This window comes from Vibrio sp. Y20_XG_PY13 (assembly GCF_024181925.1).
GTDB classification, from domain to species: domain Bacteria; phylum Pseudomonadota; class Gammaproteobacteria; order Enterobacterales; family Vibrionaceae; genus Vibrio; species Vibrio parahaemolyticus.
The window spans coordinates 150,900-166,725 of sequence record NZ_JAMZAL010000007.1 but is presented as its reverse complement, the minus strand read 5'-3'; the positions used below and the strand labels follow the sequence as shown (position 1 = coordinate 166,725).

Here is a 15,826-nt window from a genome sequence, read left to right as displayed (position 1 = left end):
TGAAGATTAATCACCCAGATAGCTAACGCTAATTAGACGACTAACAGCCGCCTTTAATTTTCATATAATGCCGTTTTTCACGTACTGACTCAATTACAAATCAATACCTTATTGGTTAGGCCTGAAACTAATAGATACTTTACAGATACAAAAAATCTTAAGCCAACTGCTACTTGAGCAAGTGTATTCTTAAGCATTCGCAACTCGGAAAGGGGCAGAAATGTGTTGCGGTGAGTGGGGGAAACAACTGCTAAGGAAAACTTATGAGTTGAAAAGCAACTGAGAAGTATTTCTTCCTAGTTACCAGCACTGAATGGGGCATGAGTGAGTTGGGGCAATCTGCCAGAACAGATTCAAACTTGGCTTGAAAAGTGACAGATTGCGTCATGACTAATTCTGTTTACTTGATGGAGTTCAAGTTAAACACTTTGGTTCCTAAAATGCGGTCCGTGTTTTACGAACTAGAAAAAATGCGTATCACTATCATTTTAGTCCCGCTTAGTTTGGTCTGTTACTTTTATTGAATCTCCGCCAGGTTGAAATTGATACTCCAGCTAATTGACAGGCTTTGAGCTGTGATAGCCCATTTGATTCGATGTATTGATTGGCTTTGAGGCACTTTCCAACAGTTTCTTGAGTCTGCTGTTTGCCTCGGTACTTGCCTTCTTTCTTAGCTTTATTTATTCCTTCCGCTTGTCGTCTTCTACGATCTTCATAATCCTTCGCGGCAATCGCTGCGAGTACATCAAAGAGAAGTTCATTCAGCTTCTTGAAAATAATGTTCGTAAGCTCATCACCGATAGAGTCGTCATTCTTTAATAACTGGTAACTCGTAGGGATATCGACAGCTACAATCGATACGCCAGATTGAACTAGCTTGTTTTTTAGCTTTTCCCAATCCTCGCTTGATAGACGTGTTAAGCGATCTAATTGCTCCACAAGGATGGTGTCACCATCTTCTGCAATATCGATAAGCTGATTTAAGATAGGTCGGTCAAAATCTCGACCTGAAGCATTTTCAATGAAGTACTCTGCTACTGTTACTTTGTGCTCATTTGCAAACCTTTCGAGGTAAGTTTTTGCACGAGTAGCATCTTGCTCCGAAGTAGATGCTCGCAAATATCCATAAATCATACTGTCTTATCCCTAATGGTTCATTTAGATACTCTAGTGAACTATAGTTCATTTAAGTCTGAGTTCAACCTAAATGACGCTTAAGTTCATATAGATGTGATGGGTATACCTAAAAGAACCAAAGAACAGTGTTCATATAACAAACAAAATAGAAAAAGCTAAAGAGCTTACTCTTTAGCATTGCCTAGTGACATGCTCGGAACTATAAAGCTTTGAATGCTTAAGTTCAGTTTGATAAAGAAGGGGAGTGAAGTCACGAGTAAGACGACTGATAATCTAAGATTGGTATTTATTGGAGTAATTTGAACAAGAACCTCCTCTATTTCTAAGAACGAAACGGCTGAAGTCACAAAGTGGCAAGAACAGTGTTCCCGATGTTTTCTGCGTCAGCATAAATGGAGAACCAATCACTAAACTTTGCTACTGATTGCTTACCTATACCTAGTTATCTTGTACGGAGTAATATTCTGTTGAGCCTTAAGTATCGAACCTCATAATCTGACGACCATGCAAAGAGTACACTCTGTAAAGTAGAATAAGCCAAAGAGCTTTGCTCTTTGGTATTGCCATCATTGATAGATAGAAATTAGTTGCTATTGGAGTCACTAGAGCAAATTTTGTTTTTTGTTTTTTGTTTTTTGTTTTGAGATGAGTGACCAAAAATCTAAGTCGTTACTCGTTATTATTTATGTTGTTGATTTTTAAAGTTAAATGTTTTTGGTTGGTCTTTGGGGGATAAGAGAACACTGTTCCCATTGTCGGTTTTAATTTTTTGTTTATTTCGAACTACATGATGAAAAACAAAAAAACTATAGAACAGTGTTCTTAAATCATGATTCCACCACTTTTATGGCTAGAGCTTGCTTAAACTAGCACTCCAGTCAGGTATAATCCCGACTAATTAGTAAAAGGATTCGCAAGAGCGAATGCACTTCTATCGAGAAAGTTATGACAATCAATACCGCAGTAGAAAAAATCAGCCTTGAAGAGCTAAAAACATGGCTTTGGGGCAGCGCAAACATCATGCGTGGCACCGTAGATAGCTCAGACTTCAAAAACTATATCTTTGGTCTCCTGTTCTTAAAACGTCTTTCAGACGTATTTGACGAGCGTGTAGAAGCCGTGATGGAAGAGGAAGGTTGCAGCGCTGAAGAAGCAATGGCGCTCATTCAAGAAGATAACCCAGAGCAATTCGTTCCTGTGTATGCACGTTGGAACAAGCTGATCGAAAGAACTGAAAATATTGGTGAGTACATTGATGAAGCCTTTGCTGAAATCGAACACCAAAACCCATCATTGGAAAAAGTGCTTACCGCCATTCAGTTCGGTGATAAAGAGAAGCTCAGTAACGAGCTTCTAACTCGCTTACTCCGTCACTTTAACCAACACAAGCTGGGCAATAAAAACCTCTACAAAGCCGACCTACTTGGTGATGCATACGAGTATTTGATTGGTAAATTTGCTGATGATGCTGGCAAGAAAGGTGGCGAGTTCTACACCCCTCACGAAGTGGTAGAGCTTATTGTTAAGCTGATTGACCCACAACCAGGTCATGAGATTTACGATTTGACCTGTGGATGTGGCGGCATGTTGGTCGAGTCCGCTCGTCACATTAAAGAAAACTACGAGAATGGCACCATCATGGGTAAACCTAACTGTAAACTTTACGGTCAGGAGAAGAACCTAGGAACATGGGCAATTGCCAAACTCAACATGTTCCTGCACAACCTAGATGGTGACATTAAGCGCGGCGATACACTGGTAAACCCATTACATAAAGATGGCGAAGGCCTTCAAACGTTCGACCGTGTGATTGCCAACCCTCCTTTCTCTCAATCAAAGTGGTGGGAACCGCTCGAACTCAATGACGGTAAAATCATTGATGGAAAAAGTGGTAAAGAGAGAAACGTGAAATACAGTACAGACCTTAAAGATCCTTATGGTCGTTTTGGTCTAGGTGTTGCACCGCGAACAAAAGCAGATCTAGCTTTTGTTCAGCATATGATTTCCTCAACGAAAGATGATGGTCGCATCGGTGTCGTTGTCCCTCACGGTGTACTTTTCCGTGAAGGTGATGAAGGTAAAATTCGTAAAGGTATGCTTATTGGCAACGATGAATTGAAAGGTGACTTGATCGAAGGTGTTGTTGGTTTGCCGCCAGCACTTTTCTTCAACACAGGCATTGCGGCTGCGGTTTTAATTATTAATAAAGACAAACCTACTGCACTGAAGAACAAGGTTATTTTCGTTGATGCTTCCGCCGAGTTTGGTGAAGGTAAAGCGATGAATTTCCTTCGCGAAGTAGATATCAAACGCATCACGACCGAGTACAGCAAAGCGAAAAAAACTTTAGTTGATGCAGGAGAGCAAACGGAAGATAAGCTTTCGGATCTATTGGATGCTGTCGCTGTTGATAAATACTTGCGTGTCGTTGATATCGCTGAAATCAAGCAGAACGACTTTAATCTCAGTATCAGCCGTTATATCGATACTTCTGAGAAAGAAGAGATCATCAACATTCAAAATACCTTAGATAATTTGCAGAGCCTTGAGTTACAACTAAAAGAAGTAGACAAACAACTTTCATCTTTTATGTCTCTTTTAACAAGAGAGAAAAGTAATGACTGATTTTATCACCTATAAACCATCAGATTGGAACATAAAGAACTTAGAAAATATTGCCAAATTTATAACAAAAGGCGCTACACCAACCACCTATGGATTTGAGTGGGTAGAAGAAAGTGGTGATAGCATCCCTTTCCTAAGAAGTGAATGTGTTACTGCTAATGGCTTCAAACGCAAGGGGATGAACTTCATATCGAAGAAAGCACATGCGGCAATGGCTCGTTCGAAAATAAAATCAGGAGATATCCTGATGACGATTACAGGAAATATTGGCCGTATTGCGACTCTTCCAGATGAAATCCCAGAAGCTAATATAAACCAACATATTGCTAAAATTAGCGTGATTGAAGGAGTTTCTAGTTCTTACGTAGCACAGTCATTACAACAAGAGCATTATACTCGATATTATGAACGTATTTTGACTGGTCAAGCTTACCCTCAGATTAGTTTGAAGCAAGTACGAGAAACACCAATATTACTACCCTCATATCCAGAACAACAGAAAATTGCGGAAGTCCTTTCAATCGTCGATAAAAAAATCGACCTTATCGACCAAAAAATTGCAGAAACCGAAAAGCTCAAAACAGGCTTAATGCAAAAGCTGTTTTCAGAAGGTATCGGTGTTCAGGACGAGAACGGGGTGTGGCAACCGCATACTGACTTTAAGCCTAGTGGCTACCCTGATTGTTGGAAAGTAATGCAATTAAAATCTATTGCTAATGTGATTACTGGTAAAACTCCACCGCCAGCTAACACTGAGAATTATGGTGGTGATTATATGTTTGTATCCCCTTCAGATTTAGGTTCTCGAAAGTACATTTCGCACACGAAAAGTACTTTAAGTAAGCAAGGAGTTAACAATGGGAAGGTAGTGCCGAAAGGTGCAATATTTTTCACATGTATAGGTTCAACAATAGGAAAAATTGGTATTAGTACACAAGAATGCTGTACAAACCAACAGATAAATACAGTTATCTTAGAAAAAGACGGATATATGAGCGAGTATGTTTACTACGCTTTGTCACATATTTCAGGAAGCATCAAAAGATTAGCTGGCATTCAAGCAGTTCCTATCGTGAAAAAGTCTCTATTTGAATCCCAATTTATCCCGATTCCTCCTCAAGAAGAACAACAATTGATAGCTGAAACACTAGCTACTGTAGATTTAAAGTTAGATATTCTTGATAAGCAAAAAGCCGAAACCCAACAACTAAAAAAAGGCTTAATGCAGAAGCTACTTACTGGAGAATGGCGAGTTCCTGTTGAGGAAACTGAAGCCGCTTAGCGATTGCTTCATGATGCCTTCAAGCGAAGGCATCTAAAAAGCAAAAAACGTAATTTAAATGAACAATAAAAAATGAATAACAATAAATAAAGGAATAAGGTATGTCAGGTCAGGCTGAATCATCGAATCCAGAGCTAGTTGGGGTTGAACGCCCAGCGATTGAATGGTTAAAAACTCTTGGTTACCAGCATATTAAAGGTCGAGATGTAGAGCAAACACACAAGACCGAGCCTGTTATTCTAGAGTCGGTGTTAACTGACAGATTACACGCCCTTAACCCTTGGCTGGCCGAGGTTCCGAACGGATCAAACAAAGCGATTAAACAGCTTAGAGACATATGGTTTGAGCATAACAGCGACTTAATGCTGGCTAACCATGCGTTCTGGAAGCATGTTCTGTTCCAATCGAATCTGCAACAAAAAGACAAAAATGGTCAGCCTCGTAGCATCCGTTTTATCAACCAAACAGGTGCCGAGGGTAACTTATTCCATGTGGTTGATCAGTACGTCGGCAAAAATGCCAACGATGAGCTTTTTAAGCCCGATTTGCTGTTATTTATTAATGGATTACCGCTTGGCTTGATTGAGTGTAAAAACAGCTCAATTAAGCTCAGCAAAGGCATTGCACAAATTGATGGCTACCAAGGCACTTTTACTCAACACTTTGCCTTTAATATGGTCTGTGCTGCCATTAATCGAAGCCAAGCCAAGTATGGCGCTATCTATGCGCCAGAACAGTTCTATCTAACTTACAAATTTGATCCGAAAAAGCCTGACGAGAACATTGTTCTTACCGAATTAGAAAATCAATTAGGAAAGAAACCTACAGAGCAAGACAAACTACTGTGGGCATTATTCGAACCTTCCCGCTTCGTGCGCTTAGTCTGTTTCTACCCTATGTATGAAATCGAGAAAGGCGTCATGATCAAGAAGCTGCCACGTTACCAACAGTGGCGTGCAGTAGAGAAGACGCTACTCCGTCTACAGGGGAAAGACCCGCAGCTATTAGGCCAAGAACTTGGCGGCGTGGTTTGGCATACGCAAGGGAGTGGTAAATCACTGACGATGGCACTACTTGCCCGTTTAATGCGAGCCGAAATTTCTGGTTTCAATAACCCAAGTATTTTGATTCTTACCGACCGCACTGACCTTGACCGTCAGATCCACAATACCTTTACTAATGTCGGCCTTGAATCGATTAAAGCAGATTCCGTCGCAGGGCTAGAAGCCATGCTCAGCAATGACTACGGCACCATTTTCACTTCGACCGTTCAAAAGTTTCAAGAAAGCGATGGTAAGCAGATACAGGCCGCAAAAGAGTCTGAAGATGAGGATTCCATTGTAGACTCTAAAAGTCGTGTCAGACGCGTTTTAAGGAAGGATGATTCGGGGCAAGAACAATGCTGGATTTTGAAAGAGAACAATGTTCTTCACGGTCAAACCGATGCCAGTGGTAATCCTAAAAAAGCCAAGTGGGAACTCGTCAGCGAAGAGAAAGTTGATTTTCGTGTTCTGAGTACCAAGCCAAACTTCTTCGTGATGGTTGATGAAGCTCACCGCAGCCAGTATGGGTTCCTTGCTGCATTCATGCGTGCCTCTTTACCTAATGCGAAGTTCATAGCATTTACTGGCACCCCGCTCTTTAAAGACGATAAAGAAACCCTGGGTACATTCGGTGGGAAAGAGTACATCGATACTTACCGCCTCGACGAGGCGGTTGCTGATGGCGCAACACTGCCTATTAAATATCTTGAAGGTATGGCGCAATGGGGTAGCGACGGAAAACTAAAACAAGCTTTTGAGGATGAATTTGGTAATGAGCCTTTAGCCCGTAAGAAAAAGCTGAAGCAAGAGTTACTCAAAAAACGTCGTGGTGCTATCGGTCGTATTGAGGAGAATGCTCGCCATCTTGTCGAGCACTTTCTATCAAGCGTGAAACCTCGCGGCTTTAAAGCCATGCTGGTATGTGACGGGCGTGATATGGCTGTTCGCTATAAAGACGTGCTGAACCAAATCATGCAGGAGCGTCAAAACAAAGGTCTGCCGACCTTTGAAAGCCGAGTGGTTATCTCTCTCGGTAGTATGACAGATAAGCGTACAGGTATTAGTGAACAACAAGCTCATTATGCATCAGGTTCAGCATCAAAACTTGAAACTATCGAAGAGCGCATCAAACGGGAACTCAAACAAGGCCAAACACCGATAGCCGTACCGTCTGAAAAGATCCCAAGCTTCGTGAATGATGAATTTAAGCTACCGTATGGTGATGAATCCGCTAATACCAAAGAAGAAACCAAGTTTAACAACATTGGATTAATCATCGTTTCTGACATGCTGTTAACTGGCTGGGATGCGCCTATTGTCAGCACTCTATATTTGGATAAACCGCTAAAAGAACATACTTTGCTTCAGGCTATTGCTCGTGTAAACCGAACTCGAAAAGGTAAGAAAGCGGGTTATATTGTCGATTATTTCGGTGTGGTTGAGTACCTAGATGAAGCACTGAAAGTTTATGGGGGTGACGTACAACCCGATCAAGTATGGACGGACGTCGAAGCGGAGTTACCACGTCTTCAATCAGCTTTGACGAAAGTGTTAGACATTCTTCCGAAAAAGCACAATCCCGTAAAGCAACCTGAACCTTACAAAGAGGATGCCGATCTCTACCTAGACCCAGATACTCGTCTAGATATTGTTGAAGACTTCCTCGTTGCTCTCGCTGGATTCAATAGCCGTTTCGATATTGTGTTACCCGACGAACGCGCATCTAAATATCAGCCTTACTTCAAAGTGCTGAATGAGATAAAACTCCAACTGCGCAACAAAATGCCTGAGAGTGCCGATACGGTTCGCATCACAGCATCTGAATCTGAACTGCTTAAAAACATGCTCGACGAGCATATAGAAGCAAGTGAAGTTAAGAGCTTGCTAGGCCGTGAAGTTTCAATTCTGGATGCTGCGGATATGGATCTACTCCGCAAACAAAAAAGTGCGGGGAGTGCAGCATTGGTCATGAAGAACAAACTCAAGCACACCATTAAGACGGGTAAAGGTAAAGATCCTGCCTTCTTTGGTGACTTGGAAGAAGAGCTAGAAAAGCTTATCCAAGATGAACGTGAAGGACGTATTGAACAAGCTCTATTTCTGGAACAGCTAGAGCTTTTTGCTCAGCGTGTTCGTAATAAAGATGCAAAGCCATCTGAAATGGGCTTGGGAACAGCAACAGAGCGAGCCGTGTTCAACTACTTGGAAAAGCAGGTAGAGGAAGCAGAAGCTCTGGCATGGACTAAAGGCATTTTTAGCCACCCTGATATCGCTGAAGTCATGTTGTCACCGATATGGAAAAAACAGACTGATATTCACAATGAGATCAAGAAAACAATCAGAACGATTTTACGTGGTCTTGGCGGCTGGGATATGACTGTAGCACGTCAGCACTCTGCTGAAATTTTCAGTATTATGCTGAACAACTGATCCTTTGCTTCATCAATGACGAAAGAAACACATGCCAATTTTTCAATACGGTACAACTGAAATCGAGTGGGAATTTAAGCTCGACTCAAAACTCAGTCACCACTACGTTACTGTAGAAAGAGGGAAGACTGTTCTTCTCAGAGGCCCAAGTGTCTCTGAGGATGAGCAACGTGAGCTGATTCGTTACAGAGCAAGATGGATTAAAGAGCGCTTAGCGGAAGTCAATCAACCGTTAAAAGAAAAAATAGTCACAGGTAGCCGAGCGCCTTATCGTGGTCGTTCTTTCTATTGTGAAGTGATCCCCGCGCCAGAGTTATCGACGGTAGAAGTGAAGTTTAACCAAAGCCGTTTTAAAGTTCTTTCTCCCGAAGGCCAGTTCGTCAGTCGTGAGCGATTCAAACCAGCTTTAGAACGTTTCTACAAACAGAAAGCCTTAGAAAAAATTGCTTCTCGCTTACGCTATTGGCAGCAGGAAACGGGTATGCAAGCCACAACTTTCCACATAAAAAAGTTTGATGCACGTTGGGCTAACTGTACCGAGAACAATGTTCTGGAGTTCCACCCTCGTTGCATGGAGTTTTCCAATGAGGTGATGGATTACATAATCCTTCATGAGCTATGCCATACCGTAGAAAAAAGTCATAGCAAAAACTTTTGGAAACTAGTCGCCAAGTATTGTCCTGACTGGAAAGAGCTGCATGAAGAGGTAGAGCGTTCTGGTATGGGTTTATAAGGAAAATAATGACAACTCAAAAATATACAGTAAATCAGTACATGATCGATTCAGTGGTCAACTGGGTTAAGTCAGGTGAGATAGCGATACCCGAGATTCAACGTCCTTTCGTATGGGATTCATCAAAAGTAAGAGACTTGATCGATAGTTTGTACCAAGGTTTTCCCGTCGGTTACATCATTGCCTGGAAAAACCCTAACGTAAAACTCAAAGATGGCTCTGTTTCTGAGGGTAAGAAAGTACTTATTGATGGACAGCAACGTGTCACCGCTTTGCAAGCCGCTCTCACGGGGCAACCTGTAATTAATCAGAAGTATCAAACTGTTAAGATCAAGATAGCTTTTAATCCATTAGAAGAAAAGTTTGAAGTACTGAACCCTGCAATTGAGAAAGATAAAACTTGGGTGAATGATATAGCACCACTAATGAGTGGTGAGGTAAAGGTGCATCATCTTGTTCCAAAGTACCTAGAGCTTAATTCTGATATTGAAGCGGATTTGATTTATGACCGTATTGATAAGCTCTGTGACATCGTAAAAAAACAGATCGGTATGATTGAGCTGGATTCGGAGCTTGATATTGAAACGGTAACAGAAATCTTTATCAGAATTAATTCTAAAGGGGTCGTCCTGAGCCAAGCAGATTTTGCTATGTCAAAGATTGCAGCGAATGAAGAATTCAATGGTAATACTTTACGAAAAGCGATTGATTACTTTTGTCACCTTGCTAAAGCCCCTGAGTTTATTGCACATATCGAGAATGATGAGGCCTTCATCTCTACTGATTACTTCAAGGCTATGAAGTGGCTACGCAACGAAAATGATGATCTCTATGATCCTGACTATTCTGACATGCTAAGAGTGGCTTACACATCTAATTTTGATAGAGGTCGGTTGGCATTTTTAGTCAGCCTATTATCTGGCCGAAACTTTGAAGCTCGAACATATGAGAAAGAGATAGAAGAGGCGTCATATAATACTCTCGCTAATGGTGTAAAAGAGTTTATCAACGAAACAAATTTTAAACGTTTCTTAATGATTATCCGTTCTACAGGCTTTGTTAGTCGAAGTATGATTCGTTCGCAAAATGCTTTGAACTTTGCTTATATTCTTTACCTCAAACTAAAACGTGACTACGGAAATGAACCAAAAATCGAACATTGGGTTAGGCGTTGGTTCGTAATGTCAGTGTTGACAGGCAGATATTCAGGCTCTCCTGAAAGTAGGTTTGAACAGGACATAAAGGCAATTTCTAGTTGTGATGATTTTACAGATTTTTTATCCAGAGTAGAGGCTACTGAGTTATCCGATGCTTTCTGGGATTTACGGCTAGTTCAAAATTTAACAACATCAAGTACTAATGCTTCTGCATTTAAAGTTTACCTTGCGGCTCAAGCAGCAGCTAATGAAGTTGGATTTTTATCTTCTGCAATTTCGGTCAAAGATATGCTGATACATAAAGGTGATATGCATCATGTTTTCCCTAGAGCATATCTCAAGAAAAATGGTTTCACACAGGCTAAGTATAATCAGGTTGCAAACTATGTATTTTTGCAGCAAGAGATCAATATCAAGATTGCCGACTCTGCGCCTGATGTATACATCGACCAGGTACAAGCTCAGTGTGACAACGGTGACTTAATGTATGGTTCGATTCGTGACAAACAAGATTTAGATGATAACTTTGTAGTTAACTGTATGCCACTAGATAATACGTTATATAAGTTAGAAAACTACGATGACTTCCTAATTTATCGTAGACAGAAAATGTCTGAAAAGATAAAGGAATACTATTTCAAGTTATAACGCTATAGGATGAATCAAAGCCAGAAATGGCTTTGATTTCCTATAACTACCCAAGCACAGCTCGTAGGGAGGTGATTTCTTTACATAAGTGAGAATTATTTACGTTTATTCCCTCAGGAAAATATGTTATAACTATTATAACGGTTATAACTATTATAACGGTTATAGCTTTAATATAAGGAGGAAGAGATTTTTTATTTAAAAATCCTTCAAGTTTTTTAAGTTAATGATAAAAAATCAGTGTCGCACTCGGCAAATTCTCTGCCTTAGTTGGCATTTTTGTTGTCTTATTCGGCAAATTCATTGTCGTTTTCGGCAAAGAGCATTTACGTGCAAGTTTTTTACATTTTTAATTTGCTAACTATTACTGTTAGTCATTATTAGGCTGTAGCCTTTTGTAATATATAATAGTGTTATCATGGAATGTAACCCGAGCCTTGTTCGTATTTCCGCTAAAGTTCGTAAGGTCAGCACCAAAAGATTTTAATATTTGTTTAATAAATCTAGTCGCTTTGTTTTTAGTGTCAATAGATTTTGGATTACACAAGTTTGGTAAAAAGTGTACAAGAACTTTCCAATGCTTTGCTAGATTATGCGTGATAGACAAGCAACGATCTCCTTCTATAAAGTGATTGGTTTTTTTCTTTATATCTATTTTCTTTGAGTCTAAGATTATAGTATTCAGTATGTTAGCGGTTTTTAATAGATTAGGATCGTTATTGATCTTGATATGTACACCCTGGTTTATCGAACATAATGCTTTGAAAAGCTCTTTATTAAATTGTTTATTGAAAAAAACGTCTTCAAGAGTAATGTGGGGAAGTTGATATGTTTCCTTTAAAAGAAACTTATCACACTGAGCAATTTGTATCGCTGTCACTTTATTACTGGCCTTCAGCTCTTTATACTTTGTTCGAGAAATATTTTCAGCTTCAACTACCGCAAGATCTCGGCAGTAGTTTAACTGCCTTTTAATTTTACTGACTACGTTGCGACTAGAATTAAGAGTGACACTTTCGTTCTGTTCAGTCAGTACTTGAAAGCCTTCCATTGCTAATAAATGTTTTAATGAAAGAGCTAGATTTTCATTCAGCAATGACTTCTTTTCTGCATATTGCAGCGACAAACAGTGCAAGTCGTCCTTTCTCTCTAAATCACAAAAGTCGTGGTGCCTATTATGGGTTGAGTTTGGGCTGAATACTAATTGATTGGCACTGCGGAATCTTCGTGAAAAATTAATTAGCTCATCAGGAGTGAGAGTGCCATTACAAAATATATGTACTGTATCAGTATAATTGACAGTAATGGAGAATCCAGCGCTTAAACAGGGAGAAGCAAGAATTGCTTTGTACTTTTGTACTTCTTCATCAGGGTTGGCGAGAAAAGCTTTTTGCTCTGCCATATCCTTATTCTTCCCATGGATAATAAGAACATCAGATTCTAGTGCTGTTGCTTCACATTCTAATCCTGCTTCATTCTCAAATCCCATATGTACTGCTGCTGCTTGTAGAGTAGCTCGAGTATCAAAAAGAAAGACTTTATTTTCAAATAGAGACTCTCTTAGTGTTTGTGAAGAGAGCAGGGGTTCTTGAGCTTTAACGATAGCACTAATCGTTGTATAAGGGTTTTGTGAACAGTTCATGCAGATTAAGTCTGGTCTAATTCCACTCAAGAAATTGAGGCTGAAGTTGCTAAGATCTGCATCACCTACAACAACTTTTTGAGCGGATTCTAAGACTACACGAAGAGCCTTGTGTACTTGAGATGACTTCATCTCACGCTTATTTTTAGAACTCACAATAGCACTAAGTACTTTTTCAAATTCGTCAATTATTAAGATATCGGCTTCCATTGCTTTTTTTAATAAATGTGGTTTATAAAGACTGTTTATAACTATCGATAGCCTTTCCGAATTCTCGATCTCAGTGAGTGAATTTGAACTGTATGAAACAGCCTTATTGTTCTTACAGAACTGTTCGCTTAGAGCAACTAAGTGAGATATATAAACGACTTTCTGACTTCTACTTGAAGACTGTGTTAACGGTGAAAAAACGTGTTTTGTTTTTCCTACACCAGTTTTAGCTTTAAGTGCTACAGTACTTGTATCTGCGAAGAGCCTTTCAGCGTTAAGTTGTTGAAGGTCATTTATATTCTTAATCGTGAGTTTTGGTGATAAGTTGTAATAGGAGTTGATGGTTTTTTTACTTTTAGATAAAGCCTGTTTAACTTGTTTCGTAAGTTTTTTAGCAAGCTCACCTCTAAGGTTATATGCTTTTAGAATTGATGCAGGGCTAGAGTAGGTGAGAGGTATCATCTTTATTGCAATATTTGCAGCAATGGAGATTATTTTATCTGAATTTAAGAGTTCAGCTAAGACTAATAGGTAGCTAAGCTTGTCTTGGCAATCAACAACCATACCAGAATGTATATCCAAGATATTCATGTGATATGAATAATAGTTACTTATAGATGCATCAATAGCATGTGAGCGGTATGAATTAGAGTCAATAACTAGTACTTGTAGTTGTTGCTTCGCTTCGGCGTAATATGCACATATTTGGGCAGTATTTCTATGGCTAGGTGTTGTTGGTGCAACCACCTTTTTATTTAATAGTTGCTTAGGAATAGAAATATTTGGGTGTGATAACACGCAAATCTCTTGTTTTTCTCTATTGCAAAGAACTGAATGTTGGAAAGCCTTCAGAGTGTTTGGGTCACTATACTTCATCATTTACTACCGAGCTGATGAAAAGTGGAGATCTTTCTTTTATATATACTTAATCAAAAAAATCCACTTTTTCGAATTGAAAAAGAATGCATGCGTATACACGCATGCTAGAGCTATTGATTAAGCAGCTAATTGTAGAAATGCTTCACTTAAAAGAGATCTTCTTTTCTCGATAATTTTTTGAACAGTGTGTTCTAGATTTTGATTTGTTGCCATCGCAACGATGATTAGGTCAATTTCATGAGCAAGAAATCCAACTGAATTCGCACCCAAGTCGATTGCAGGAGGAAATGTACCGTTGTTTATTTTGCGATGTAGTGTAGCTTTCGAGAACGCTACTTTTTGAAGTACGTCGTTTTTACGAAGGATTTGGATGTTTTGATTTGTCATATGGGTCTACCTTAAGATCTATATGAAATAGATTTAGCCCCAGTTGCCACAGTTTTGCTCAGTACAGTCGAATACACACACGAGTCTTGAAAAAACTCAAACTAATTACCCGTGTATATGGCATCAACTACACATTTATCTTTATATCTACGATTAAACTACTTTTAGCAACTATGTCTTTTAAATTTTAAAAGACTGGGTGAAAAATCATTTTCATTTGTAATTGCATCAAAAGATGCGAGATCTAAGTAGACTCCTATAGTGCTTCGGTTATTGATCTAACCTGTTGAAAAGGAAGTTCTTGTGAACTCCCTTTATTAATACAAAAGTAAGATCAAACTGTCAATCGATATCTAGATTTTTTTTGAAATAGCGAAATGATGGCCTGTGGCGGTATCAATAAATTTACTCCACCACGACATGATCTCTCGTCTCTCTGTTAAGTATTCAGCGTTATTGTAGATTGCTCGAATAGAATTTTGATCAACGTGAGCTAAGGCAACTTCAATCGCGTCTCTGTTAAAGCCCTGTTCGTTTAGAGCTGTACTTCCGATTGAGCGCATACCGTGGCTAACAAGAGTTCCAGATAATCCAGCACGTTTTAGAGCGCTATTTACAGATTGAGTATTGAGATGGGAGGTTGGCTTGGTGTTACTAGGAAAAATGAACTCCCTGTGGGCTGAAATAGGCTTCATGAACTCGAGCAGTTTTATCACTGAGGCAGATAACGGTATCTTATGATTTCTCTTCATTTTCATTTTGCTAGCAGGAATTATCCATACCTTATTTTCAAAGTCTATTTCGCACCATCTCGCTCTAGCTGTTTCATTAGGTCGAGTGAGCGTATGAAGTTGAAATTCAAAAGCACAACGCGTGATCGCTTTAATGTTGACCTCGGACATTGCTTTCATAACCATAGGTAACTCACTTGGTGATATAGTTTTTTGGTGTTCTACTTTTGGTTGTTTAAATACCTGTTTTATTCCTGAAATAGTGTTTGCCTGGATTTTTCCACTGTTTACAGCGTAAGTCATGATCTCATTCAATCGCTGACAAACCCTACGGACGGTTTCTAATGAGCCTTTCGTTTCCAAAGGGCGAAGTTGATTTATGACTGTAGGAGCTTTCAAATCATAGATGGCTAGTTGACCAAGATTGGGAAATATATGCAGTTCTAGCGAACGCCAGATATCATTTGCATAATCTTCACTAACAGTATGTTTTTTAAGTTCAAACCATTCGGTTGCAACACTAAGTAATGTAGTCTCACGTTCAAGTAGTTTATTTGCTAGTTGATTGTCTCTATGAGTTTTTGGGTCAACACCTTCTGCCACAAGCTGTCTCATTTCTCGTGTTTTGTTGCGAGCGGAAGACAAAGTAATATCGGGATACTTACCAAGACCTAAATTTTTGCGCTTTTTTGTTGTAGGGTGAATATAGTTGAAAATCCAAGACTTGGTTCCGTTTGGCATTACTCTCAGTTGTAAACCATTGCCGTCGTACAAAGCAAATTGCTTTTCTGTGGGTTTAGTATTTTTGATTCTTGTATCAGAAAGGGGTTGGGTAGCTCTAGCCATCATCTATTCCAAGTTTATGTAACACGAATACAGTAACACATAGTGAGGTGTTACATTTAATGTTACACAAGCGGTG

The 15,826-nt window shown here is 39.5% G+C and carries 9 protein-coding genes; 5 read left to right on the top strand and 4 right to left on the bottom strand.

Translation table 11 applies throughout. From position 1 onward, the window contains the following. Positions 1 to 498: 498 nt before the first annotated feature. Positions 499 to 1,134, bottom strand: coding sequence for a recombinase family protein (locus tag NL646_RS17180; RefSeq protein WP_023586000.1), 636 nt, complete (start codon positions 1,132 to 1,134; stop codon positions 499 to 501). Positions 1,135 to 2,082: 948 nt separating this feature from the next. On the opposite strand from NL646_RS17180, the gene NL646_RS17175 reads away from it, so the two are divergent. The 5 genes from NL646_RS17175 to NL646_RS17155 all read left to right on the top strand — a co-directional run bounded on the left by NL646_RS17175 (position 2,083) and on the right by NL646_RS17155 (position 11,055). Then, entirely contained in the window at positions 2,083 to 3,762 is a 1,680-nt protein-coding gene (locus tag NL646_RS17175) for a class I SAM-dependent DNA methyltransferase (protein ID WP_213911244.1), read from the top strand. Continuing rightward, on the top strand, positions 3,755 to 5,044 hold the full coding sequence (locus NL646_RS17170; RefSeq protein ID WP_253664478.1) for a restriction endonuclease subunit S: 1,290 nt from the start codon (positions 3,755 to 3,757) through the stop codon (positions 5,042 to 5,044). The genes NL646_RS17175 and NL646_RS17170 overlap by 8 nt, the downstream gene beginning before the upstream one ends. A gap of 101 nt (positions 5,045 to 5,145) precedes the next feature. Continuing rightward, positions 5,146 to 8,517: a type I restriction endonuclease subunit R gene (locus tag NL646_RS17165; RefSeq protein ID WP_159738689.1), complete on the top strand. Its 3,372-nt coding sequence runs from the start codon at positions 5,146 to 5,148 to the stop codon at positions 8,515 to 8,517. A gap of 31 nt (positions 8,518 to 8,548) precedes the next feature. Beyond that, entirely contained in the window at positions 8,549 to 9,250 is a 702-nt protein-coding gene (locus tag NL646_RS17160; protein WP_159738690.1) for a M48 family metallopeptidase, read from the top strand. A gap of 8 nt (positions 9,251 to 9,258) precedes the next feature. Then, complete coding sequence (locus NL646_RS17155) at positions 9,259 to 11,055, top strand: DUF262 domain-containing protein (protein WP_053312927.1); 1,797 nt, start codon at positions 9,259 to 9,261, stop codon at positions 11,053 to 11,055. 370 nt (positions 11,056 to 11,425) lie between these two features. Here the strand turns inward: NL646_RS17155 and NL646_RS17150 are convergent, their stop codons facing one another. The 3 genes from NL646_RS17150 to NL646_RS17140 form a co-directional block, all read right to left on the bottom strand. After that, entirely contained in the window at positions 11,426 to 13,705 is a 2,280-nt protein-coding gene (locus tag NL646_RS17150; protein ID WP_253664477.1) for a hypothetical protein, read from the bottom strand. Positions 13,706 to 13,903: 198 nt separating this feature from the next. Then, positions 13,904 to 14,173 carry an AlpA family transcriptional regulator gene (locus NL646_RS17145; RefSeq protein WP_159738692.1) on the bottom strand — a complete coding sequence of 90 codons (270 nt, stop codon included), beginning with the start codon at positions 14,171 to 14,173 and terminating at the stop codon, positions 13,904 to 13,906. A 353-nt stretch (positions 14,174 to 14,526) separates the two neighbouring features. Further along, positions 14,527 to 15,750, bottom strand: a complete 1,224-nt coding sequence (locus NL646_RS17140; RefSeq protein WP_053312925.1) for an integrase domain-containing protein — start codon at positions 15,748 to 15,750, stop codon at positions 14,527 to 14,529. Positions 15,751 to 15,826 lie beyond the last annotated feature (76 nt).